General features: G+C 71.4%; 23 protein-coding genes. 4 read left to right on the top strand and 19 right to left on the bottom strand.

Going from position 1 to position 22,058, the window contains the following annotated elements; all coding sequences use genetic code 11:
- Together ABZ815_RS36580 and ABZ815_RS36575 are read right to left on the bottom strand one after the other, a co-directional pair.
- Positions 1-876: a hypothetical protein gene (locus ABZ815_RS36580; protein WP_357705787.1), complete on the bottom strand. Its 876-nt coding sequence runs from the start codon at positions 874-876 to the stop codon at positions 1-3.
- Between the two features lie 41 nt (positions 877-917).
- Positions 918-1,811: an LD-carboxypeptidase gene (locus ABZ815_RS36575; RefSeq protein WP_357705786.1), complete on the bottom strand. Its 894-nt coding sequence runs from the start codon at positions 1,809-1,811 to the stop codon at positions 918-920.
- Between the two features lie 101 nt (positions 1,812-1,912).
- Here ABZ815_RS36575 and ABZ815_RS36570 point away from each other — a divergent pair, with 101 nt between their 5' ends.
- A complete protein-coding gene (locus tag ABZ815_RS36570; RefSeq protein WP_357705785.1) occupies positions 1,913-2,797 on the top strand; it encodes a sulfotransferase in 885 nt (294 codons plus the stop codon).
- On the opposite strand, the gene ABZ815_RS36565 is transcribed toward ABZ815_RS36570, so the two are convergent.
- The 5 genes from ABZ815_RS36565 to ABZ815_RS36545 form a co-directional block, all read right to left on the bottom strand.
- On the bottom strand, positions 2,769-4,658 hold the full coding sequence (locus tag ABZ815_RS36565; protein ID WP_357705784.1) for an ABC transporter ATP-binding protein: 1,890 nt from the start codon (positions 4,656-4,658) through the stop codon (positions 2,769-2,771). The genes ABZ815_RS36570 and ABZ815_RS36565 overlap by 29 nt on opposite strands.
- A gap of 102 nt (positions 4,659-4,760) precedes the next feature.
- Positions 4,761-5,588, bottom strand: a complete 828-nt coding sequence (locus ABZ815_RS36560; protein ID WP_357705782.1) for an enoyl-CoA hydratase/isomerase family protein — start codon at positions 5,586-5,588, stop codon at positions 4,761-4,763.
- Between the two features lie 145 nt (positions 5,589-5,733).
- On the bottom strand, positions 5,734-5,949 hold the full coding sequence (locus ABZ815_RS36555; RefSeq protein WP_125642298.1) for a helix-turn-helix domain-containing protein: 216 nt from the start codon (positions 5,947-5,949) through the stop codon (positions 5,734-5,736).
- A 113-nt stretch (positions 5,950-6,062) separates the two neighbouring features.
- On the bottom strand, positions 6,063-7,661 hold the full coding sequence (locus ABZ815_RS36550; RefSeq protein ID WP_357705781.1) for an ABC-F family ATP-binding cassette domain-containing protein: 1,599 nt from the start codon (positions 7,659-7,661) through the stop codon (positions 6,063-6,065).
- Between the two features lie 157 nt (positions 7,662-7,818).
- Complete coding sequence (locus ABZ815_RS36545) at positions 7,819-8,397, bottom strand: helix-turn-helix domain-containing protein (protein WP_357705780.1); 579 nt, start codon at positions 8,395-8,397, stop codon at positions 7,819-7,821.
- A gap of 86 nt (positions 8,398-8,483) precedes the next feature.
- On the opposite strand from ABZ815_RS36545, the gene ABZ815_RS36540 reads away from it, so the two are divergent.
- Complete coding sequence (locus ABZ815_RS36540; RefSeq protein WP_357705779.1) at positions 8,484-9,308, top strand: NAD(P)H-binding protein; 825 nt, start codon at positions 8,484-8,486, stop codon at positions 9,306-9,308.
- A gap of 52 nt (positions 9,309-9,360) precedes the next feature.
- On the opposite strand, the gene ABZ815_RS36535 is transcribed toward ABZ815_RS36540, so the two are convergent.
- Positions 9,361-10,014, bottom strand: coding sequence for an acVLRF1 family peptidyl-tRNA hydrolase (locus tag ABZ815_RS36535; RefSeq protein ID WP_357705778.1), 654 nt, complete (start codon positions 10,012-10,014; stop codon positions 9,361-9,363).
- A 119-nt stretch (positions 10,015-10,133) separates the two neighbouring features.
- Between ABZ815_RS36535 and ABZ815_RS36530 the strand changes: the two genes are divergently transcribed.
- On the top strand, positions 10,134-11,159 hold the full coding sequence (locus tag ABZ815_RS36530; RefSeq protein WP_357705777.1) for an EAL domain-containing protein: 1,026 nt from the start codon (positions 10,134-10,136) through the stop codon (positions 11,157-11,159).
- 31 nt (positions 11,160-11,190) lie between these two features.
- Here the strand turns inward: ABZ815_RS36530 and ABZ815_RS36525 are convergent, their stop codons facing one another.
- The 6 genes from ABZ815_RS36525 to ABZ815_RS36500 all read right to left on the bottom strand — a co-directional run bounded on the left by ABZ815_RS36525 (position 11,191) and on the right by ABZ815_RS36500 (position 15,781).
- The gene (locus ABZ815_RS36525) at positions 11,191-11,796 is read right to left on the bottom strand and encodes a response regulator transcription factor (protein ID WP_357705776.1); all 606 of its coding nucleotides are present in this window, start codon (positions 11,794-11,796) and stop codon (positions 11,191-11,193) included.
- Complete coding sequence (locus tag ABZ815_RS36520) at positions 11,793-12,926, bottom strand: sensor histidine kinase (RefSeq protein WP_357705775.1); 1,134 nt, start codon at positions 12,924-12,926, stop codon at positions 11,793-11,795. The genes ABZ815_RS36525 and ABZ815_RS36520 overlap by 4 nt, the downstream gene beginning before the upstream one ends.
- Positions 12,923-13,657 (bottom strand): ABC transporter permease, encoded by a 735-nt coding sequence (locus ABZ815_RS36515; RefSeq protein ID WP_357705774.1) that lies wholly within the window; start codon positions 13,655-13,657, stop codon positions 12,923-12,925. The genes ABZ815_RS36520 and ABZ815_RS36515 overlap by 4 nt, the downstream gene beginning before the upstream one ends.
- The gene (locus tag ABZ815_RS36510) at positions 13,657-14,541 is read right to left on the bottom strand and encodes an ABC transporter ATP-binding protein (RefSeq protein ID WP_357705773.1); all 885 of its coding nucleotides are present in this window, start codon (positions 14,539-14,541) and stop codon (positions 13,657-13,659) included. Before ABZ815_RS36510 ends, ABZ815_RS36515 begins: the two co-directional genes overlap by 1 nt.
- Positions 14,542-14,611: 70 nt before the next feature.
- A complete protein-coding gene (gene hisG / locus ABZ815_RS36505) occupies positions 14,612-15,457 on the bottom strand; it encodes an ATP phosphoribosyltransferase (RefSeq protein WP_357705816.1) in 846 nt (281 codons plus the stop codon).
- Positions 15,458-15,517: 60 nt separating this feature from the next.
- Positions 15,518-15,781 carry a phosphoribosyl-ATP diphosphatase gene (locus ABZ815_RS36500; RefSeq protein WP_189652386.1) on the bottom strand — a complete coding sequence of 88 codons (264 nt, stop codon included), beginning with the start codon at positions 15,779-15,781 and terminating at the stop codon, positions 15,518-15,520.
- A gap of 149 nt (positions 15,782-15,930) precedes the next feature.
- Here ABZ815_RS36500 and ABZ815_RS36495 point away from each other — a divergent pair, with 149 nt between their 5' ends.
- On the top strand, positions 15,931-16,953 hold the full coding sequence (locus ABZ815_RS36495; protein ID WP_357705772.1) for an aminotransferase class V-fold PLP-dependent enzyme: 1,023 nt from the start codon (positions 15,931-15,933) through the stop codon (positions 16,951-16,953).
- Positions 16,954-17,046: 93 nt separating this feature from the next.
- Here ABZ815_RS36495 and ABZ815_RS36490 read toward each other — a convergent pair whose 3' ends face one another.
- The 5 genes from ABZ815_RS36490 to sufC form a co-directional block, all read right to left on the bottom strand.
- Positions 17,047-18,954 carry a DEAD/DEAH box helicase gene (locus tag ABZ815_RS36490; RefSeq protein WP_357705771.1) on the bottom strand — a complete coding sequence of 636 codons (1,908 nt, stop codon included), beginning with the start codon at positions 18,952-18,954 and terminating at the stop codon, positions 17,047-17,049.
- 306 nt (positions 18,955-19,260) lie between these two features.
- Entirely contained in the window at positions 19,261-19,620 is a 360-nt protein-coding gene (locus ABZ815_RS36485) for a metal-sulfur cluster assembly factor (RefSeq protein WP_357705770.1), read from the bottom strand.
- Complete coding sequence (sufU, locus tag ABZ815_RS36480) at positions 19,617-20,054, bottom strand: Fe-S cluster assembly sulfur transfer protein SufU (protein ID WP_357705769.1); 438 nt, start codon at positions 20,052-20,054, stop codon at positions 19,617-19,619. Before sufU ends, ABZ815_RS36485 begins: the two co-directional genes overlap by 4 nt.
- A 2-nt stretch (positions 20,055-20,056) precedes the next feature.
- Complete coding sequence (locus tag ABZ815_RS36475) at positions 20,057-21,313, bottom strand: cysteine desulfurase (RefSeq protein ID WP_357705768.1); 1,257 nt, start codon at positions 21,311-21,313, stop codon at positions 20,057-20,059.
- Positions 21,310-22,056, bottom strand: coding sequence for a Fe-S cluster assembly ATPase SufC (sufC, locus tag ABZ815_RS36470; protein WP_352325533.1), 747 nt, complete (start codon positions 22,054-22,056; stop codon positions 21,310-21,312). The genes ABZ815_RS36475 and sufC overlap by 4 nt, the downstream gene beginning before the upstream one ends.
- Between the last annotated feature and the right edge of the window lie 2 nt (positions 22,057-22,058).

The following is a 22,058-nucleotide window of genomic DNA, read 5'->3' as shown; positions in this document are numbered from 1 at the left end:
TCAGACGGCCAGGCGGGCGATGATGCGGGCGAACTCCGGCGGCGGCGCCACCACCAGCCTCGTCTGCCCCTGCTGCACCACGATGTCGGCCCGGATCAGCGTCAGCCGCCCCTGGTGCCACCAGTAGACCTGCGGGCTCATCCCGCCCGTACGCGCCGCGTGCACCCGCAGCCGCTCGATGGCCCGCACCACCCCGATGCCGTCCACCGGGTGCACCAGCATCGTGTACGGGTCCGGCAGCACCACCAGCACCCCGTCGGCGGGCACCGCGAGGTGGTCGCCGAGCCAGCGCAGATGGGTGGCGGCCGCCGGGGTCATGCCGGTCAGCCGGGTCACCGGCGTGCCGCCCAGCTCGATGCTCTCGGCCCGCAGCCGCTCCTCCCGCCGGACGTTCGCGACGGCCAGGTCGAGCGCCTGAGCGGTCGGGACGGGCCAGCAGCCGGCCTCCTCGGGCCGCACCAGGCGGGAGCCGACGGTCAGCAGCTCCACCAGGTCGGCGTTGAGGTGCCGCCCCACCACCCGGGTCAGGTCGGCGACCTCGTCGACGGCCTCCACCCGGGTGCGCAGCAGGGACGCGACCTGGTCGAGGTCGCAGGCGTCGTAGCGCTCGTCGGCGGTGGCGAGGGCGTGCGCGAGGTGCTCGGAGACCAGCACCGGCCAGTCCTCCCTGGCCCGGCGCCCGGCCTCGCGGCGCAGCCCGGTCAGCTTCACGACCAGCTCGGCGATGCCGTCGCCGCGCAGGGTCAGCGACGCGCCGTCGCGGGCGAACTCGCACACGAACCCCAGGGACTCCGCCACGAGGCCGAGCAGGGAGTCGAGGTCGACGTCCTCGATCGGCCGGCGGGAGGGCTCAGGGTCGCGCCTGAAGAAGCTCACACACCGTCCCCTCTGTCGGGTTCGTCCCTTTACGTGTCTTCCTACCTTGCCTGCTCCCCATCGCGGAACGGACCAGCCAGGGAGCACGATTCGGTATCGATAGCCCCAAGCTCCCCCAGCCACACGCTCATCTGTGGTGACCCGTGTCCCACCGGAAGCCCGGCCACCACGGGCACCCCGAGCGGCGCCAGCCGGTCCACCAGCACCGGGTACGGATCGCCGCAGTCCACCCACGACCCCAGCACGATCCCGCGCACCCCGTCGAACGCCCCCGCCTGGAGCAGTTGCGTCACCATCCGGTCGATCCGGTACGGCTCCTCCCCGATGTCCTCCAGCAGCACCAGCCTGCCGTCGAACGAGGGCTGGTACCGGGTGCCGCACATCGAGGCGAGCAGCGACAGGTTGCCGCCGGTGAGCACGCCCTCGGCCCGGCCGGGCACCAGCACCCGGTCGCCGCGCACGGTCGCGCGCTCCCCGGCCAGCGCCGCCCACAGGCTCTCCCACGAGCTCGGCTCGGGGCCCTGCTCGCCGGCGATGAGGTCGCAGGCCGGCATCGGGCCGTGCAGCGTCGGCACGCCCAGCTCGATCGCGAAGGCGTTGTGCAGGGCCGTGATGTCGCTCGACCCGACGAGCACCTTCGGCCCGGCCGCGCGCATGGCGTCCCAGTCGAGCAGGTCGAGCAGCCTGGCCGCGCCGTAGCCGCCCCTGCCGCAGAAGACCACCGAGACGGCCGGGTCGCACCAGGCTGCCTGGAGGTCGGCGGCGCGGGCGGCGTCCTCACCGGCCAGGTAGTCGAGGTCCTGGCGGTCGAGCGCGTGCGGCCCGGCCACCACCTTCAGACCGCGGGCCTCCAGCCGCTCGACACCCCGCCCGAGCAGGACGGCCGAGGGCGGCCCCGACGGCATGACGATCGCGACGGTGTCACCTTGCTGCATCGATCAACTCCTGGACGCCTGGGAGCGCCGGGGCCCGCGTAAGCACCGAAACGCTGATTGGCTCGTTCACCTGCCAAACGGTGTCACACTTGTGGTCCAGTATGCGACTTCCGCCCCACATCCTCGTGGTCAACGGCATCAAGGTCCGCAGGCCCGTCTTCCTGCTCGGCGCCCCGCACTCCGGCGCGGACCTGCTGGCCCGTGCCCTGAAACGCTCCCCGGGCTTCCACGTCACGATGGGCCGCGCGAACGTGGCGCACGTCGTGTACGCCTTCGCCCGCAAACCGTCCATCGGCCGCACGTCGGGCGCGGTCCGCGTGCTGCGCGACGCGCTGGCCGAGTCCTGGCAGGTCTCCCCGCGTTCGTGCGCGCAGTGCGCCGAGCCGTGCCGGGAGGCGGGCGGCGTGACCGGCAGCGGCCCGTGCGTGGCGGCGGAGGAGGTGACGCGGTTCGGCGACGGCAGCCCCGACCTGCTCTACAGCGCGCTCGTGCTGCTCCAGGCGTTCCCCGACGCCCGTTTCGTCCAGCTGATCAGGGACGGCAGGGACGCCGTCGCCGGCATGCTCGGCGACCCGGCGTGCCTGGCCTGGTTCAAGCCCGCGATGCTCTCCGAGAGCACCGAGTTCCCCAACGCCTTCCTCGGCGTCAACAAGGACGAGCACCTCGACCGGTGGAAGGGCATGCCCGCGGCGGGCAAGGCGGCGCTGCGCTGGCGCAGCGCCGTGCGGCTGAGCGCCGAGCTGCGCCGGGAGCTGCCCGAGCAGCAGCTCCTCACCGTCCGCTACGAGGACCTGGCGCTCAAGCCCGCCGAGACGATCGCCGCGCTCACCGGCTTCCTGGAGACGCGGGTGTCCAAGATCGCCCTGTACGGCTCCCGCGCCCCCGAGGTCGGCGCCTGGCGCGAGCGGCTGCGGCCGGCCGACCTGGAGCTGGTGGAGAAGGTGGCCCGCCAGGAGCTCACCCGGCTGGGCTACCTCCCGAGCTGAACTGCGTGCGGTAGAGCTCGGCGTAGTGGCCGCCGCGCTCCAGCAGCTCCTCGTGCCGGCCGCGCTCGGCCACCCGCCCGTCGTGCACGACGAGGATCTCGTCGGCCTCCCTGATCGTGGACAGCCGGTGGGCGATGACCAGCGACGTACGGCCCTGCAGGGCCTTCTTGAGCGCGAGCTGCACGGCCGCCTCGGACTCGGAGTCGAGGTGCGCGGTCGCCTCGTCGAGCACGACCACCCGTGGCGCCTTCAGCAGCAGCCTGGCCAGCGCGAGCCGCTGCTTCTCGCCGCCGGACAGCCGGTAGCCGCGGTCGCCGACGACGGTGTCGAGCCCGTCGGGCAGCCCCTCGACGAGGTCGCCGATCTGCGCGGCGCGCAGGGCGTCCCGGATCTCCTCGTCGCTCGCGCCGGGCCGGGCGTAGCGGAGGTTGGCGCCGATCGTGTCGTGGAAGAGGTGGGCGTCCTGCATGACGACGCCGACGGTGTCGCGCAGCGAGTCGAGCGTGGCCTCGCGCACGTCGAGCCCGTTGATCCGGACGGCCCCCGCGCCGACGTCGTAGAGGCGGGAGACCAGGGAGGTGATGGTGGTCTTGCCCGCGCCGGAGTGGCCGACCAGAGCGATCATCTCCCCGGGACGGGCGGTGAACGAGACGCCCTTGAGCACCTCCTGCGACGGCCCCCCGGAGTCCTGCCGGGCCACCGACTCCAGCGAGGCCAGCGAGACCTCCTCGGCCGACGGGTAGCGGAAGCGCACGTCGTCGAAGTCGATGGTGACCGGCCCCTCGGGCACCGGCCGCGCGCCGGACCGCTGGGCGACCATCGGCTTGAGGTCGAGGATCTCGAAGACGCGGTCGAAGCTGACCAGCGCCGTCATCACGTCGACGTGCACGTTGGACAGGGACGTCAGCGGGCCGTACAGGCGCATCAGCAGGGCGGTCAGGGCCACCAGGGTGCCCAGCTCGAAGGCGCCCCCGACGGCGAGCACGCCGCCGATGCCGTAGACCAGCGCGGTGGCCAGGGCGGCGACCAGGCCGAGCGCGACCCGGAACACCGTGCCGTACATGCCGACGGTCACGCCGACGTCGCGGACGCGGGCCGCGCGGGCGGCGTAGGTGGCCGCGTCGTCCTCGGGCCGGCCGTAGAGCTTGGCGACCATGGCGCCGGCCACGTTGAAGCGTTCGGTGGTGACCGAGCTCATCTCGGCGTCGAGCTGCATCTGCTCGCGGGTGAGCGCGGACATGCGCCGGCCGACGTACTTGGCGGGCACGATGAAGATCGGCAGCAGCACCAGCGCGACCAGCGTCACCTGCCACGACAGCGCCAGCATCGCGCCCAGCACCAGGACCAGGCTGACCACGTTGGACACCACCGACGACAACGTGCTGGTCAGCGCCCGCTGGGCGCCGATCACGTCGCTGTTGAGCCTGCTGACCAGCGCGCCGGTCTGGGCCCGCATGAAGAAGGCCACCGGCATGCGCTGCACGTGGTCGAACACCTCGGTGCGCAGGTCGTAGATGAGCCCCTCGCCGATGCGCGCGGAGAACCAGCGTTGCGCCAGCGTCAGCCCGGCGTCGAGGACCGCGAGCGCGGCGATGGCCACGGCCAGGCCGATCACCACGCCGGTGCGCCCGGTCAGGATGCCGTCGTCGATGATCGCCTTCATCAGCAGCGGGTTGGCGACCACGATCACCGCCCCCACCGTCACGAGCAGCAGGAACGCCACGATCTTCCTGGTGTGCGGGCGCGCGTGCCGCCCGATGCGCCGGACCGTGCCCGGCGCGATGCGCTGCTTGGTCACCGAGCCGTCACGGCGCAGCGACGTCCAGACATGAGGGCCGAAGCCCCCTCCCATCATCGCCATACGGGGGATCCCTCCTCCTCCCCCGGGTCAGCGTCACGAGGACACCCGGCGATTCCACGATCCGCTCACGGCGAACCAGAGCCCCGCCCCCGAGCGGTGGCTCTAACGCGGTCCGAACAGGGATGTGATGCGCTTGGCCTGTTCCCTGCCCTCGGCCGCACTCTGCTCCTCCAGGGAGCGCGCCCGCGCCCCCTGGAGGAGGCGCTTCGTCGCCACCGCCGCGTCCCGGTTCGTCGACAGCAGCTCCGCGATCTTGTTCTGTACGGTCTTGTCCAGGTCGCCCCCGGCGACCACCTGCTCCGCGAGGCCGATGCGCATGGCCTCCTCGGCGTACACGTTCCTGGCGGTCAGGCAGATGTCGATCGCCTTGGCCAGTCCGACCAGCTCGACCAGCGGTTTGGTCCCCGTCAGATCCGGGACCAGGCCCAGTGCGGGCTCTTTCATGCAGAAGGTGACGTCGTCGGCCACGATGCGCAGGTCACAGGCGAGCGCGAGCTGGAACCCCGCGCCGATCGCGTGCCCCTGCACGGCGGCGATGGAGACGATCTCCGGGCGGCGCAGCCACAGGAACCCGTCCTGGGCCTGACGTATGCGCTGCTCGAAGGTCTCGCCGTCGGTTGCGGCGGCCGAACTGAACGAGCCCTGTCCGGGCACTCCCTCTGGTGTGAACATCCGCAGGTCGATTCCTGCCGAGAAGGACGGTCCCTCACCTTTGACGACGACGACGCGCACCTGCTCGGGCAGGCTCTCGCCGATGCGAGCCAGCGCCGACCATGTCGCGAACGTCTGTGCGTTGCGCTTTTCCGGCCGGTCCAGCGTGATCGTCGCTATCTCACCGTCCACCTCATGACGAAGCCCGATCTCCGCCAGCCTTTCGGCAGAGACGTCCTCCGCGTTCCCCCCGCGCTGTTGCGCCTGTGCTTCCGCCATCGCCTGCTCCCTCCGTCCGGTCGCGCACGGGGTGCGAGACCAAGGCTGACCGTCGCGCCCGAGCTTACAGAATATGATTCTGGCTCGGGCGCGACAGCGACTGACAAGGGACGGGCGGCTGCGGTCGCACGTACCGAGGCAGCCGTCAGCGCTTGGACTTGCCTCGAGTCGCCCCGCCGCGCCCGCGCAGAGTCACACCGGACTCGCTAAGGATGCGGTGGATGAACCCGTAGGACCGACCGGTCGAAGCGGCCAGGGCGCGGATGCTCTCGCCCTGCGCATAGCGCTTCTTGAGATCGCCGGCCAGTTTTTCCCGGTCGGCCCCGGTGACCCGGGTGCCCTTCTTCAGTGTCTCGGCCACGAGTACCTCCTGTAGTGCCGGACTTCCGCAGCGTTACTCCGCCATGATCAGTCATTTCAGCGGGATCGGCTACCTACTCCACGGGAAAAGATCCGTACCCACTCAAATTAAGATCAGGCAAGTGCCACAAGATCGGAAAATTCGTCGCTCCACGCGTCTTCAGTTCCGTCAGGCAGCAAGATCACCCTATCCGGTGACAAGGCGTCAACGGCACCCTCGTCATGGGTGACGAGGACGATTGCTCCTGAATACGACCTCAGAGCGTTGAGAACCTGCTCGCGGCTGACCGGATCGAGGTTGTTCGTGGGCTCGTCGAGCAGCAGGACGTTGGCGCTCGACAACACCAGGATGGCCAGCGCCAGCCGGGTCTTCTCGCCGCCGGACAGGACACCGGCGGGCTTGTCGACGTCGTCGCCGGAGAACAGGAACGAGCCGAGGACCTTGCGCAACTCGGTGTCGGTGAACTCGCCGCCCGCCGAACGCATGTTCTCCAGCAGCGTACGAGAAGGGTCGAGAGTCTCGTGCTCCTGGGCGTAGTAGCCGACCTTCAGGCCGTGGCCGGGCTTGAGGTCGCCGGTGTCGGGGGACTCGATGCCGCCGAGTATGCGCAGCAGCGTGGTCTTGCCGGCGCCGTTGAGGCCGAGGATGACGACCCTGTGACCTCGGTCGATGGCCACGTTGACGTCGGTGAACACCTCAAGGGAGCCGTAGGACTTCGACAGGCCCTCGGCCATGAGCGGCGTGCGGCCGCACGGCCGGGGCTCGGGGAAGCGCAGGCGGGCGACCTTGTCGCTCTGGCGCTCCTCCTCGGTGCCGGCCAGCAGGCGGTGGGCCCGGCGCATCATGTCCTGGGCCGCCTTGGCCTTGGTGGCCTTGGCGCGCATCTTGTCGGCCTGGGCCAGCAGCGCGCCCGCCTGCTTCTCGGCGTTGGCCCGCTCGCGCTTCCTGCGCTTCTCGTCGGTCTCGCGCTGGGCCAGGTAGGCCGTCCAGCCGACGTTGTAGTGGTCGATCACCGAGCGGTTGGCGTCGAGGTGGAGGACCTTGTTGACCGTGGCTTCAAGAAGGCCGACGTCGTGACTGATGATCACCAAGCCACCTTGATGAGAGCGCAAAAAATCACGAAGCCACCCGATTGAGTCCGCATCTAGGTGGTTTGTCGGCTCGTCTAGAAGGAGAGTTTCCGCTCCGCTGAAAAGAATTCGCGCCAATTCCACGCGGCGCCGCTGGCCGCCGGAAAGCGTTTGCAACGTCTGGCCGAGGACCCGGTCGGGCAGACCGAGGCTGGAGGCGATGGAGGCGGCCTCGGATTCGGCCGCGTAGCCGCCCAGAACGTGCATCTGGTCTTCGAGCCGGCCGTACTTCCTGACGGCCTTCTCGCGGGTGCGCTCGTCGGCCGAGGACATGCCGACCTCGGCCTCGCGCAGCTTGCGCAGGACCTCGTCGAGGCCGCGCGCGGACAGGATGCGGTCGCGCGCCAGCACCTGCAGGTCGCCCTGACGGGGGTCCTGGGGCAGGTAGCCGATGCTGCCGGAGGAGGTGACCGCGCCCGCGGCGGGCAGCGCCTCGCCCGCGAGCACCTTGGTCAGCGTGGTCTTGCCCGCGCCGTTGCGGCCGACCAGACCTATCTTGTCGCCGGGGTTGACCCGGAAGGAGGCGTTCTCGATGAGCAGACGCGCGCCCGCGCGCAGCTCGATGTCACTGGCGATGATCATGTTGGCGGACACTCCCGAGCTAGGAAACGAGGATTGGGCGTGCGACCGCCGGTCAATCGGGAGTATGCATACAGATCAGTGTAGGGCCCCCGTGCCAGGCGCTACCTCTGCTTATAGGGGCTCCAGGTGCCCCGCGGTACGCGTGGGACGGGCGTTCTCAGCCGGGAAGAGGAGTCGCCGCACCGGCGGCCATCCCGTCGAGCACGAGGTGCAGATACTTCTCCGGACGGGCGGCCACCGGGCCGGGCAACCCGTCCGGATGGCAGGTGAAGACGTTGAGCAGGCTGACGACGTCCTCCCAGGTCACGTCGTGACGCATGCCACCCTCCGACTGGGCCCGGCGGACGAGCCCCTGGAGCAGGCCGAGCCAGCGCTCCTTGCTCTCGGCGAACTCCGCCGTGCCCGCGATCGCCGCCTGCGGCAGGTGGGCCAGGGCGGCGGCCAGCGCGACGCGTCCGGGGGCGGCGGCCCACAGCACGAAGCCGCGCAGCGCGCTCCAGGCGTCCCGCTCGCCGTCCGTGGCCTGTTCCAGGGCCTCGGCCAGCGACTGGACGTAATGCTCGCCGAGCGCGGCGATGAGCGCCTCGCGGTCGGGGAAGCGGCGGTAGAGGGTGCCCACGCCGACGCCCGCGTGCCGCGCGATGAGCTCCATGGGCGCGTTGACGCCGCGTTCGGCCATCACCTGGGCGGCGGCGTCGAGGATCTTGACCAGGTTCCTTCTGGCGTCCGCGCGCACGGGGCGACCTCCTAAGTGGACGAATTGTTTCCGCTTAGTGTACCGTCCAGCCAAGCGGACGAAGAGATTCCACTTAGGAGGCCATCATGATCGTGATCACCGGCGCGACCGGTTCCATCGGCCGGGCCCTGGTCGCCCAGCTCGCCGGCCAGGACGTGCTCGCGGTGTCCCGTAAGCCCGCCGACCTGGGCGTACGGCACGCCGTCGGCGACTTCACCGCCCCGGAGACGATCGGCAGGCTGCTGTCCCCCGGCGACCGGCTGTTCCTCAACAGCTCGCCGTTCCCCGCGTTCGCCGAGCGGCTCAACGAGGTGATCGACCTGGCCGCCGAGGCGGGCGTGGCGCAGATCGTCGAGGTCTCCGTACGCGACGCCGCCCCCGGAGCCGCGCTCAGTGCCGGACCCCACGGCGAGGTCGACGAGCACCTGCGGGCCTCGGGCGTGCCGCACGCGATCCTCCAGCCGACCGGGTTCATGCAGAACCTCCTCGGCGAGGTGCGCGGCGACCGCTTCCACGGCTCCTGGGGCACCGGCGGCATGAACTACATCGACGCCAGGGACATCGCCGCCGTGGCCGCCGCCCTGCTGACCCGGCCGGTGGGGGCGTCGGGCTCCTACCTGCTGACCGGGCCCGAGTCGCCCAGCCACGAGGAGATCGCCGCGACGATGACCGGCGTGCTCGGGCGCCCCGTCTCCTACGTGGACCTGCCGGTGCCGGAGATGGCCGCGCGGCTGGCCGGGCAGGGCATCCCGGAGCCGTTCGCCACCGAGCTGGCCACCGCGCAGGCGACGCTGAGCCGGACCGGCTGGGCGGAGATCACCACGGCCGTCGAGGAGGTCACCGGCCGGCCGCCGCGCACCCTGGCCGCCTTCCTCGCCGACCACGCCGACGCCTTCCTCCCCGCCTCCTGACCGCTCCCCCGGCCCCCCGACCAGCGCCGCCGACCGACCGCGCGCCGTCGGCTCAGGACGGGTCGACCACGCGGATCCGTACGGCACGGAACTGGGCGGGCGTCTCGCGCAGGACCGCGAGCCGCGGGTCGGGCACCATCAGGAACGGCTCGCTCTCCAGCGCGAACACCGGCGCGAGCCGCCGGTCGCCGCGCAGCGCGTCGACCGCCCGCCGGTCGCCGCCCAGCACCACCGCCGCCAGCTCCCCCAGCCGCGGCACGAGGACCCGCACGGCCGTGTCCGCCGCGCTGTCGAACGCCTGGGCCGCCTGCTTCTGCCGCCTCCTGGCGAAGCGCTGCTGCGACCACCCGCCGGCCGCCGTACGCCCCTGCACCAGCCGGGAGCCGACCTTGGACTCCAGCAGCTCGGCACCCTGGAACACCCCGGCCGCGTAACCGCCGAGCCGCACCAGCAGGACGCCCACCCGCCGCGCGGCCCGCGCGTGCGCGACCAGCCCGGTCACGTACGGCGGGCCGGGGGCCATGGGCGGGAACGGCGCGTGCAGCTCGGCCAGCGCGCCGTCGACGGCGGTCAGGCGGACCACGCGGTCGTCGCCGGTGGCCTCGAAGGGCCCGTGGCGGGCGGCGAACCCGTCGATCCAGGGGTGCACGCGCTCGGGCGGCACCGTCACCCACCGGCCGCCGCCTCTGGCCGGACGCGCGCTCATGCGGGAAGGGTAACCGAACGACATTCCCGTCACGAGAAGGGGGGAACTATAGCGGAAATGTCGGTGAACTTCGTTTCGGGGGACTTCTGCCGTACCCGTGCCGGCCGGATCATCTGAACGTGTCCTCCCTGCTCACCAGCCCCATGGTGGATCTTGACACCGGGGCAGTCATCGCGCAGCCCGCGGTCGTCGACCCGGCGGGCGTCCTCCGGGCGGCGCCGCTGCCCATGGTGCTGGAACTGCCCCTGCACGTGGTGCTCGCGGGCGCCGGGGCGCTGGCCCCCCTCCACGAGGCCCTCCGGCGGGCGGGCAGGCACCCCCGGGAGGCGATCCTGATGCTCACCGGATCGTGCCAGGAGTCGGACCGCCCGCTGCTCAAGGTCGGCCTCGACGGGCTGCGCACGATCGGCTACCTGCTGGGCTTCGCCGACGTGGGCGCGGGCGGCCCGGCGCTGGACGTCGTCACCGACTCCGCGCCGTACCTGCTGGGGCTGGACGAGGAGCTGGTGACCAGGCTGCCGGGCGACCACCGGGCGGCGGCGGTGGCGCGCGCGGTGGTGACGCTGGCCCGCGGGATCGGCGCGCACGTGCTGGCCCCCGGCGTCGAGCGCGAGGGGCAGGTGGCTGTGGCCAGGGGGCTGGGCGTGCGCCTGGCCCACGGCCCGCTGCTGGCTCCCGGCCCGGACGGCAAGATCCGGGTGCCGCTGCCCGTGGCCGACGAGTCGCCGGACACGCTGATGCTCGGGCCGCGCGTGCAGGAGATGCTGCTCCCGGCGGTGACGCTGCCGGCCGGGGCCAGGGCGGAGGAGGCGGTGGCGGCGTTCGGGCACGAGCCCACGATCACCAGCGTCATCCTGGTGGACGAGTACCAGCGCCCCAAGGGCAGCCTCGACCGCAGCCGCTTCCTGCTGTCGTTCGCCGCCCGGTACGGGCACGCCCTGCACGGCTCCAAGCCCGCCCAGCGCCTGGCCGACCCGCCGCGCACCGTCCCGAGGACGACCCCGGCCATCGCCGCCATGCAGGCGGCCGGCCGGGACGCGGCCCGCGTCTACGACGACCTGGTGGTGACCGACGAGCTCAATCGCTGCCTGGGCATCGTCCGGGTGGCGGACCTGATCCGGCAGATCGCCGCTATGCGGACCTGAGCCCCGGCCGGATCCGGCCTGAGACCCGGCCTCAGACCCAGCCCTGCGCCCTGGCCCGGCGCACGGCCTCGATGCGGTTGCGCGCGTGCGTCTTCTGGATGGCCGAGGACAGGTAGTTGCGCACGGTGCCCTCCGACAGGTGCAGGCGCAGGGCGATGTCCCCGATCGTGGAGCCGTCGGCGGCGGCGGCCAGCACGTCGCGTTCGCGCGCCGACAGCGGGTTCGGCCCCGCGCTCAGCGCCGCCGCGGCCAGCCCCGGGTCGATGACCCGCTCCCCCGCCTGCACCCGGCGGATGGCCGCCGCGAGGTCCTTCGCCGGACTGTCCTTGACCAGGAACGCCACCGCCCCGGCCTCCATCGCGGTCCGCAGGTAGCCGGGCCGCCCGAACGTCGTCAGGATCATCACCCGGCAGCCCGGCACCCGGCCGGCGATCTCGGCGGCGGCGGTGAGCCCGTCCTTGCCGGGCATCTCGATGTCCAGCAGCGCGATGTCGGGGCTCACGGCGAGCGCGACGGCGACGGCCTCGTTCCCGTCGGCGGCCTCGCCGACGACCTCGATGTCGGGCTCCAGGCCGAGCAGCGAGGCCAGCGCGCCGCGGATCATCCCCTGGTCCTCGGCCAGCATCACCCGGATCACGCGGCCGTCCCCACCTGGGCCGGGACGAGCACCCGCAACCGGAACCCGCCCTTCGGCGCGCTGCCGGCCTCCATGGTGCCGCCCGCGCCCGTCACCCGTTCGCGCAGGCCGCTGAGCCCGCTGCCGGTGCCCTGCGGCTCGCCGCCGCGTCCGTCGTCCATGATCTCCAGGGTGGCGCTTGATCCGTCGTACGTCACCTGGATCTCGCAACGGGCGGCCCGCGCGTGCCGCACGACGTTGGTGACGCCCTCGCGCACCCCCCAGCCGAACAGCCCGTCGAGCAGGTCGGGCAGCGGCGTTCCGGACACCCGCACCTCGGCCCGCACGCCCGCCGCCCGCAGCACCGACCGCGCGCCGTCGAGCTCCTCCGACAGGCTGCGCTGCCGGTAGCCGGTGACCGCCTCGCGCACCTCCACCAGCGCCTGCCTGGCGACGGACTCGATGTCGGCGATCTCCTGCCGCACCTGCGGCGACTCCTCGGCCAGCCGCCCTGCCAGCTCGCTCTTGAGCACGATCAGCGACAGGCTGTGGCCGAGCAGGTCGTGCAGGTCGCGGGCGATGCGCAGGCGCTCCTCGGTAGCCGCCAGCCTGGCCACCTCGCCCTGCGCCTCGTGCAGCCTCATCGTCAGCACCCTGCTGTTGCGGATGCTGATGAACAGCACCCCCAGCGTGACGACCTGAAGCCCCAGGACGATGACGCCGGCGAACTCGTCGCCGGTCACCAGCCCGGCCGCCACGACCACCGCCAGGTTCACGCCCACCCCGGCCAGCGCCCAGGCGGGCGGCAGGATGAACCCGTAGAGCACGACCGTGTAGACCGGCAGGGTGAGCCAGGCGCCGCCGAAGGCGAACGCGCTGACCAACGCGATCGACGAGGTCACCGCGAGCAGGGGGAAGGTGGCCCGCGAGCGCTCGTGGAAGCTCTTGGCGCTGACCACCGTGCCGACGAAGCAGCCGACGAAGGCGAGCAGCGCCACGGCCCCCCACACCGCGCGGGCGCCCGTGACGCCGCCCGCGACGATCTCGGCGATCGGGAAGACGAGGTAGACCATGCCGACGGACATGCCGAGCAGCCTCCGTCTGGGCGAGGGCCGCCCGTCCCCGAAGTGCAGCTTGTCGGCGAAGCTCATGCCCGAACAGTAGCCCGGCGGTAGAGGTAGGCGGCAGCCCCGCCCAGGACGACCGCCCATCCGGCGACGACCAGCACGTCCGTCAGCTCCACGCCGTGCCCGGCGACGATGCTCCAGCCGAGGCTGGCGTAGTGGTAGGAGGGCATGACGTTGGCGACGGTCCGCATGGTCTCGCCGAACACCTCGGGCGGGAACCACAGGCCGCCCGCGATCGCCAGCACGAACATGCAGATCATCGAGGCCGGCTGCGCCGCGTCGGCCGTCAGCAGCGACCCGATCGCCAGGCCCAGCGCGATGAACGGGATCGTCCCCAGCCACATGGCCAGCATCAGCGGCACCCACTGGCCGACCGGCATCGACACGCCCTGCTGGACGACCCCGACGACGGCCACCAGCAGCAGCGAGGGCAGCACGAGCAGCATGGCGGTGCCGAGCTTGGTGGCGATGATCATCCAGTTCGGCAGCGGGGTGATCTGGAGCTGGCGCAGCCAGCCGGACTGGCGTTCGGTCGCCCACGGCACCGCCGAGCTCATCATCGACGAGGCCAGCGCCCCGTACGCGGCCATGGAGACCATCAGCACGACGCTGTAGCGCACGCCGGCGCCGTCGGTCTGCTTGCCGTAGATGTTGGCGTTGATCAGGTACAGCACGACAGGGAAGACCACGACGAAGATGATGTAGCGCCGGTTGCGCAGCATGCGCATGGCCTCGGTCTTGGCGTAGAACAGCATCAGGACTCCCTGGTGAGCGCGAGGAAGGCGTCTTCGAGGTCGGCGCCGGCGAGCTGGATGCCCCGGATGTCGAGCTCGGTGCCCCGGTACAGGGCGGCCACGGTCGCGTCGGGGTCGGAGGTGTGCAGCGTGGCGGTGCCGGCGGCGACCTCGACGGCGGTGACGCCGGGCAGCCGGTCGAGCCCGGCCGCGGGCTGGTCGCCCAGGGTGAAGCGGACGACCTGCCCGCCCACGCCCGCCTTGATCTCGGCGGCGGTGCCGTCGGCGGCCAGCCGGCCGCGGGCGATGACGATCACCCGGTCGGAGTGCTCGTCGGCCTCCTCCAGGTAGTGGGTGGCGAACAGCACGGTTCTGCCGCCGGCGGCGTAGTCGTGCATGCTGGCCCAGAAGCGCAGCCTGGACTCCACGTCCATGGCCGCGGTCGGCTCGTCGAGCAGCAGGATCTTCGGCGCACCCGCGATGGCCAGGGCGAACCGCACGCGCTGCGTCTGGCCGCCGGACAGCTTGTTCGCGCGCCGCTTGACCAGCTCCGACAGGTCGGCCAGCTTGAGGATCTCCTCCAGCGGCAGCGGGTCGGGGTAGAGCCTGCGGACCAGGTCGATGAGTTCCCTGACCGACAGCTCGGGGATGAGGGCGCCGTTCTGGAGCATCGCGCCCAGCTCACCGGCCCGCACCGCGTGCTCGGGCGAGCGGCCGTGGATGGTGACCGTGCCACTGCTGGGCCGCAGCAGGCCGAGCAGCATGTTGATCGACGTGGACTTGCCCGCGCCGTTGGGGCCGAGCAGGGCCACGGTCCTGCCCGGCTCGATGGCGAGCGAGAGGTCGTCGACGGCAAGCACGTCCCCGTAGCGCTTGCTGACCTGGTCGAACACGATGGCGTTCATGTCAGCAAACGCTACGGGCGCGGCCTTTTCCCCGTTAGTGCGATCCTTCCGGGGTTGACCGTGACATTTGTCAGAGGCGGCAGGCGTAGATGTCGGTGACCAGGATGGCCCGCGCGCCGATGTCCCAGAGCTGGTCCATCACCTGCTGGTGGCCCTTGCGCCGGACCATGGCCCGGACGGCGACCCAGCCCTCGCGGTGGAGCGGCGAGACCGTGGGCCCCTCCATGCCGGGCGTGAGGGCGATGGCCTCCTCGATGCGCTCGGCGCGGATGTCGTAGTCCATCATGACGAAGTCGCGGGCGTGCACGACGCCCTGGAGGCGGCGTACGAGCTGGCCCATGCCCGGCGTCTCCGGCGCGCTCTGCCGCTTGATCAGCACGCCCTCGGAACGCATGATCGGGTCGCCGAACACCTCCAGGCCGACGTTGCGCAGCGTGGTGCCGGTCTCCACGACGTCGGCGACCGCGTCGGCGACACCGAGCCGGATCGCGGTCTCGACGGCGCCGTCGAGCTTGATCACGCGGGCGTCGACGCCCTGGTCGGACAGGTACTTGTCGAGCAGCCCCGCGTAGGAGGTGGCGATGCGCTGCCCGTCGAGGTCTTTGACCGACGACATCGTGCCCGCCTTGGCGGCCAGGCGGAAGGTGGAGCCGCCGAAGCCGAGCGGCATGATCTCCTCGACCGGCGCGCCGGAGTCGATCAGCATGTCGCGGCCGGTGATGCCGAGGTCGAGGGTGCCCTCCCCGACGTAGACGGCGATGTCGCGGGGACGCAGGAAGAACAGCTCACAGCCGTTGTCCTCGTCGAGGACGACGAGCTCCTTGCTGTCCCTGCGGGGCCGGTAGCCGGCCTCCTTGAGCATGTTCTGGGCGGCATCGCTGAGCGCGCCCTTGTTCGGTACTGCCAGACGCAGCATGTTCGGGTCTTCTTCCTCACTCATGGATCGACGGGACGCCGGGGCGGGCGCGGAAGCGCCCTAGAGATGCTTGTACACCTCGTCGAGCCCGATGCCCTTGGCGATCATGAGCACCTGCACGTGGTAGAGGAGCTGGGAGATCTCCTCCGCCGCCCTGTCGTTCGACTCGTGCTCGGCGGCCATCCAGCTCTCGGCGGCCTCCTCGACGACCTTCTTGCCGATGGCATGCACGCCGGCGTCGAGCGCGGCCACGGTGCCCGAGCCCGCGGGCCTGGTACGCGCCTTGTCTGACAGCTCGGCGAACAGCTCTTCGAAGGTCTTCATGGTCTCTCTCGTCGGTCGGTTGGCGTGCCTGACAAGCCTAGTCTGCGCACGACGATGACACCGCCCGGAGTCCGCCACGCGAGACGGCGACTTCCTGCCCGCCGTACGGGGGCGGCTTGGCCGGGGAGGACCGTTCTAGGCTGGTGGTCATGGACATCGCGACCGTGGGCAAGCTCTGGGACGCCGATCCGGGCTGGCTCAACACCCCTTCGTACGGCCTTCCGCCGCGTGCGGCCTTCGAGGAGCTGCAGGCCGTGCTGACCCAGTGGCGGCACGGCAGCAGCGACTGGACGCCCTGGGACGCCTCCGTCGGCCGGGCCCGCACGGCCTTCGCGCACCTGGTCGACGCCGACCCCGCCGACGTGACGATCGGCTCGACGGTGTCGCAGATCATGTCCACGGTGGCCACCGCGCTGCCGCCGGGGGCGCGGGTGCTGGTGCCGGAGATCGAGTTCACCAGCAACCTGTTCCCGTGGGCGGTGGCGGCCGAGGTCGAGACCGTGCCGGCCGACCGCCTGGCCGACGCCGTCACGAGCCGGACCGACGCCGTCGCCTTCAGCCTCGTGCAGTCGGCCACCGGCTACGTCACGCCGCTGCACGACGTCGTCGCCGCCGCCCGCGCCCATGACGCGCTGGTCCTCGCCGACGGCTCCCAGGCGTGCGGGTGGCTGCCGGTGTCGGTGGCCGACGGGATCGACGTGCTGGCGTGCGCGGCGTACAAGTGGCTCATGGCACCGCGCGGGGCCGCGTTCGGCTACCTGTCTCCCCGGGTGCGCTCCCGGATGCGCCCGCTGGCGGCCAACTGGTACGCCGGCGAGGACCCGGGCGGCTCCTTCTACGGGCCGCCGCTGCGGCTGGCCTCCGACGCCCGTGCCTTCGACCTGTCGCCGGCCTGGTTCTGCTACGTGGGCGCGGCGCCCGCGATCGAACTGCTCAACGAGATCGGCGTCCAGCGCGTCCACGAGCACGACGTCGCGCTGGCCAACCGCTTCCGGGCCGGGCTCGGGCTGGAGCCGTCCGACTCGGCGATCGTGTCGGTGGAGGCTCCGGGCGAGCGGCTGGCGGCGGCCGGCATCCGCGCCGCCGTACGGGCCGGCCGCGTCCGCGCGGGCTTCCACGTCTACAACACCCCCGACGACGTGGACCGCGCCCTTGACGTCCTGACCTCGTGACGTCCCCGACCTCGTGACGTCCCCGGGAACGACGAAGCCCGCCGCGCCTTCCCCGGAGGGAGGCGCGACGGGCAGTCGGTCGTTCAGGCGGGATCAGCGCTCGAAGCGGCGGCCGCCGCCGCCGTTGTTGCGGCGGAACCCGCCGTTGCCGCGGTCCTCGGAACGGTAGCCGCCGCCGGAGCGGAAGCCGTCGCGGGGGGCGCGCTCGTCGGAGCGGGCGGGCCGGTCCCGGTCGCCCGAGACCGGACGGCCGCGGTCGGCGCCGACGCGGCCACGGTCGTCGGACCGGAAACCGCCACCGCGCTGGCCGTCACGGTAACCGCCGCCACGCGGGCCCTCGGACCGGTAGCCGCGGTCGTCCTGACGGAACGGCCGGTCGTCGGAGCGGAAACCGCCACGGTCGTCCTGACGGGCGGGACGGTCGTCGGCGGGACGGAACCCGCCGCGGTCGTCCTGACGCGCGGGACGGTCGTCGGAGCGGAAGCCGCCGCGCCTGCGGTCGTCGCCGAACGTGCGCGGCTCGGAGGAGCGCTGCCCGCCGCCGAACGGCCGCTCGCCCTCGGCGTGCCGGCGCGGACGACGGTCCTCGCCACCGGACTCCTCGTGGCGGCGCGGACGACGGTCGTCGCCACCGGCGAAGGAACCGTCCTCGTGCCGGCGCGGACGACGCTCGCCGTCGAACTCGCGGCGCGGACGACGCCCGCCCCGGCGCTCGGCGCCGCCGTGACCGCCCTCACGGCGCGGGCGCAGCGGCTTGCGCACGTCGGGCTCCCACACGGGGATGGCCTCGCCGCTCGGCGTCCTGGCCCCGGCCACCTCGGCCAGCCGGGGGTGCCCCGGGGTGGCCTTGAGCCGGAACGGGTGGATGCCGGCGCGCCTGGTCAGCGCGTCGGTCGAGCGGCGCTCGTTGGGCAGCACCAGCGTGACGACGGTGCCCTTCTCGCCCGCGCGGGCGGTACGGCCGCCGCGGTGCAGGTAGCTCTTGTGGTCCTGCGGCGGGTCGACGTGCAGCACCAGGCTGATGTTGTCGACGTGGATGCCGCGGGCCGCGACGTCGGTGCAGACCAGCACGTTGATCGAGCCCTCGCGGAACTCGGCCAGGATGCGGGTGCGCTGGTTCTGGCGCTTGCCGCCGTGCAGGCCTCCGGACTTGATGCCGACCCGGGCCAGCTGCTTGCACAGCCGGTCGACGCCGTGCTGGGTGCGGACGAAGATGATCGTCCGGCCCTCGCGGTTGGCGATCTCGGCCGTGACGTCGAACTTGTCGTCACGCGTGACCTGCATCACGTGGTGCTCCATGGTGTCGACCGGAGAGGTCGCCGGGGCCACGGAGTGGGTGATCGGGTCCTTGAGGAAGCGGCGCACCAGCTTGTCGACGTCGCCGTCGAGGGTGGCCGAGAACAGCAGTCGCTGCCCCTCGGGCGCGGTCTGGGCCAGCAGCTCGGTGACGACCGGGAAGAAGCCGAGGTCGCACATGTGGTCGGCCTCGTCCAGGACGGAGACCTCGACCTGCGCGAGCGAGCACTCGCCCTGCCGGATCAGGTCGCCCAGGCGGCCCGGGGTGGCGATCACGATGTCGACGCCGCGGCGCAGCGCCTCGATCTGCTTGCCCATGGACATGCCGCCGACGACGACCTTCATCCGCAGCCCGAGGCCGCGTCCGAGCGGTTCGAGCGCGTCGTGCACCTGAAGCGCCAGCTCACGGGTGGGCACAAGGATCATCGCGCGCGGGTGGCCGGGGGCGGGCCGCACCCCCGCGATGCGCGCCATGGTCGGCAAACCGAAGGCCAGGGTCTTGCCCGAGCCGGTCTGGCCGCGGCCGAGGACGTCATGGCCGGCCAGCACGTCGGGGATCGTCGCACTCTGGATGGGGAAGGGGCTGTCGATGCCCTGCTTGGCCAGACCGCTGATGAGCGGCTTGGGAAGGCCGAGCAGTTCGAACTCCGACGGGCCCGTCTCGGGGGCGGTCTCGTCGAACGCGGGCATGACAGAGTCAAGCATGGTCACGAAATTCGTGCCTTTCAGTCGAAGTGGCGCGTCACTTCTGCGAAAGGACGAGCCGGGACATACGGCCTGATGCCGTACACGTTGCAGTACGCCCGCCTTCGAGGCGGGACTTCACAGGGGAGATACACCGGGGCACCGGCCGCAGGCGGCGCGATGACGCGAGATGAGGCGTCTGGTGTATACCTGGTGCCAACGCCGGGGATGTTAGCGGATATTCCCTGGCTGGTTACGGACCTTCCGAAACCCCTCCTTGGCACACTGAAACGGCTGACGCCGAACGTCAGCCGTTTCAGCTAAAGATCAGACGTTGAAGCCTAGCATACGGAGCTGCTCACGCCCCTCGTCAGTGATTTTGTCAGGGCCCCACGGCGGCAGCCAGACCCAGTTGATCTTGACGTCGGAGACCATGCCCTCAAGGGCCGAGTGGGCCTGGTCCTCGATGACGTCGGTCAGCGGGCAGGCCGCGCTGGTCAGCGTCATGTCGATGGTGGCCACCGGCTGACCGCCCTCGGACGGGTCGAGGTTGAGCCCGTAGATCAGCCCCAGGTCCACGACGTTGATGCCGAGCTCGGGGTCGACGACGTCCTTGAGCGCCTCCATGACCTCCTCGACGGTGGTGTCACCGTCGAAACCGGTCGGAGTCTCCACAGGCTTGCTCATCGGGCACTCCTCACAACAGCGTCCTTGTAGGCCATCCACGACAGCAGCGCGCACTTGACGCGCGCCGGGAACTTGGCCACGCCCGCGAACGCCACCGCGTCCCCGAGCACCTCCTCGTCGGCCTCGACCTGCCCCCGGCCCTGCATGAGCCGGGTGAACTCGTCGACCACCGACAGCGACTCCTCGACCGTCGAGCCGGTGGTCAGCTCGTGCAGCACGGAGGCGGCCGCCTGGCTGATCGAACAGCCCTGGCCGTCGTAGGAGACGTCTTCGATCTTACCGGCGTCGCCCACCCTGACCCGCAGCGTGATCTCGTCGCCGCACGTCGGGTTCACGTGGTGAACCTCCGCGTCGTACGGCTCGCGCAGCCCCCGCCCCTGCGGGTGCTTGTAGTGTTCCAGGATCAGCTCCTGGTACATCGACTCGCCGATCATGGCTATGCGAACACCTTCTGAACGTGATGGAGGCCGCGCACCAGGGCGTCGATCTCGCCCGTGGTGTTGTACAGGTAGAACGACGCCCGGGTGGTCGCCGGTATTCCGAACCGCAGGTGCAGCGGGCGCGCGCAATGGTGCCCGACGCGTACGGCCACCCCGAACTGGTCGTCCAGGATCTGCCCCACATCGTGGGGGTGTATGCCTTCCAGCGTGAACGACAGCGTGCTGCCGCGCTGGTCGAGCGAGTCGGGCCCGATCAGGCGCAGCGACGGCACCTCGCGCAGGGCGTCGAGGGCGTAGGCCGTCAGCGAGCGCTCGTGCGCCTCGATGGCGTCCATGCCGACCCCGGTGAGGTAGTCGACCGCCGCGCCCAGGCCGATGGCCTCGACGATGGGCGGCGTGCCCGCCTCGAACTTGTGCGGGATCGGCGCGTACGTCGAGCGGTCCATCCAGACCGCCTCGATCATCTCGCCGCCGCCCAGGAACGGGGGCATGGCCTCCAGCAGCTCGGTACGGCCCCACAACACGCCGATGCCCGATGGGCCGACCATCTTGTGACCGGTGAAGGCCACGAAGTCGGCGCCCAGCGCGGCCATGTCCACCGGGTGGTGCGGCACGGACTGGGAGGCGTCGAGCATGATCAGCGCGCCGACCTCGTGTGCCCGCGCGGCCACCGCGGCGACCGGGTTGACCGTGCCGAGCACGTTCGACTGGTGGGCGATCGAGACGATCTTCGTCCGCTCGGTGACGACGGCCGGGTCGAAGTCGAGCCGCCCGTCGTCGGTGACGCCGAACCACTTCAGCGTCGCGCCGGTGCGCTGTGCGAGCATCTGCCACGGCACGATGTTGGAGTGGTGCTCCATCTCGGAGATGACGATCTCGTCGCCGGGGCCGAGGGCGAAGCGGGGGTCGGTGTTGGCGGGGTTGCCGAAGGAGTAGGCCACGAGGTTGAGGGCCTCGGAGGCGTTCTTGGTGAAGATCACCTCATCGCGCGAGCCCGCCCCGACGAACGCCGCCACCTTGTCGCGCGCGCCCTCGTACGCCTCGGTCGACTCCGCGCCGAGGACGTGCATGGCCCGCCCGACGTTGCTGTAGTGCAGCGCCAGGTGGTCGCGCATGGTGTCGATGACCTGGTTGGGCTTCTGTGAGGAGTTGCCCGAGTCGAGGTAGACGAGCGGTCGCCCGTCGGGCAGCTCGCGGGAGAAGACCGGGAAGTCCTTCCTGATCTTCTCCACGTCCAAGCTGGTGGAAGTCATGCAGACGCCTTCGTGTACTGCTCGTAGCCCTCGGCCTCAAGCTTGTCGGCCAGCTCCGGCCCACCCTCCTCGACGATCCGGCCGCCGGCGAAGACGTGCACGAAGTCGGGCTTCACGTACCGCAGGATGCGGGTGTAGTGGGTGATCAGCAGCACGCCGGTCTCACCCGTGGAGCGGAAGCGGTTGATGCCCTCGGAGACCACCCGCAGCGCGTCGACGTCGAGGCCGGAGTCGGTCTCGTCGAGCACGGCGATCTTCGGCTTGAGCAGCTCCAGCTGGAGGATCTCGTGGCGCTTCTTCTCGCCGCCGGAGAAGCCCTCGTTGAGGTTGCGCTGGGCGAAGGCGGCGTCGATGGACAGCGCGTCCATGCCGGCCTTGAGGTCCTTGGCGAACTCGCGCAGCTTGGGCGCCTCACCGCGGACCGAGGTGACGGCCGAGCGCAGGAAGTTCGACACCGACACGCCGGGGACCTCGACCGGGTACTGCATGGCGAGGAACAGGCCGGCGCGGGCACGCTCGTCGACCGACAGCTCCAGCAGGTCGACGCCGTCGAGCAGCACCTGGCCGCCGGTGATCGTGTACTTGGGGTGACCGGCGATCGCGTAGGCGAGCGTGGACTTGCCCGAGCCGTTGGGGCCCATGATGGCGTGCGTCTCGCCGGACTTCACCGTCAGGTTGACGCCGCGCAGGATTTCCTTGTCCTCGACGGCGACCTTGAGGTCACGGATCTCTAGGGTGGACATGT

Source organism: Nonomuraea sp. NPDC047529 (assembly GCF_040642995.1).
Classification (GTDB): Bacteria; Actinomycetota; Actinomycetes; order Streptosporangiales; family Streptosporangiaceae; genus Nonomuraea.
The sequence above is the reverse complement of the archived record's forward strand: the minus strand, read 5'-3'. Positions and strand labels throughout refer to the sequence as shown.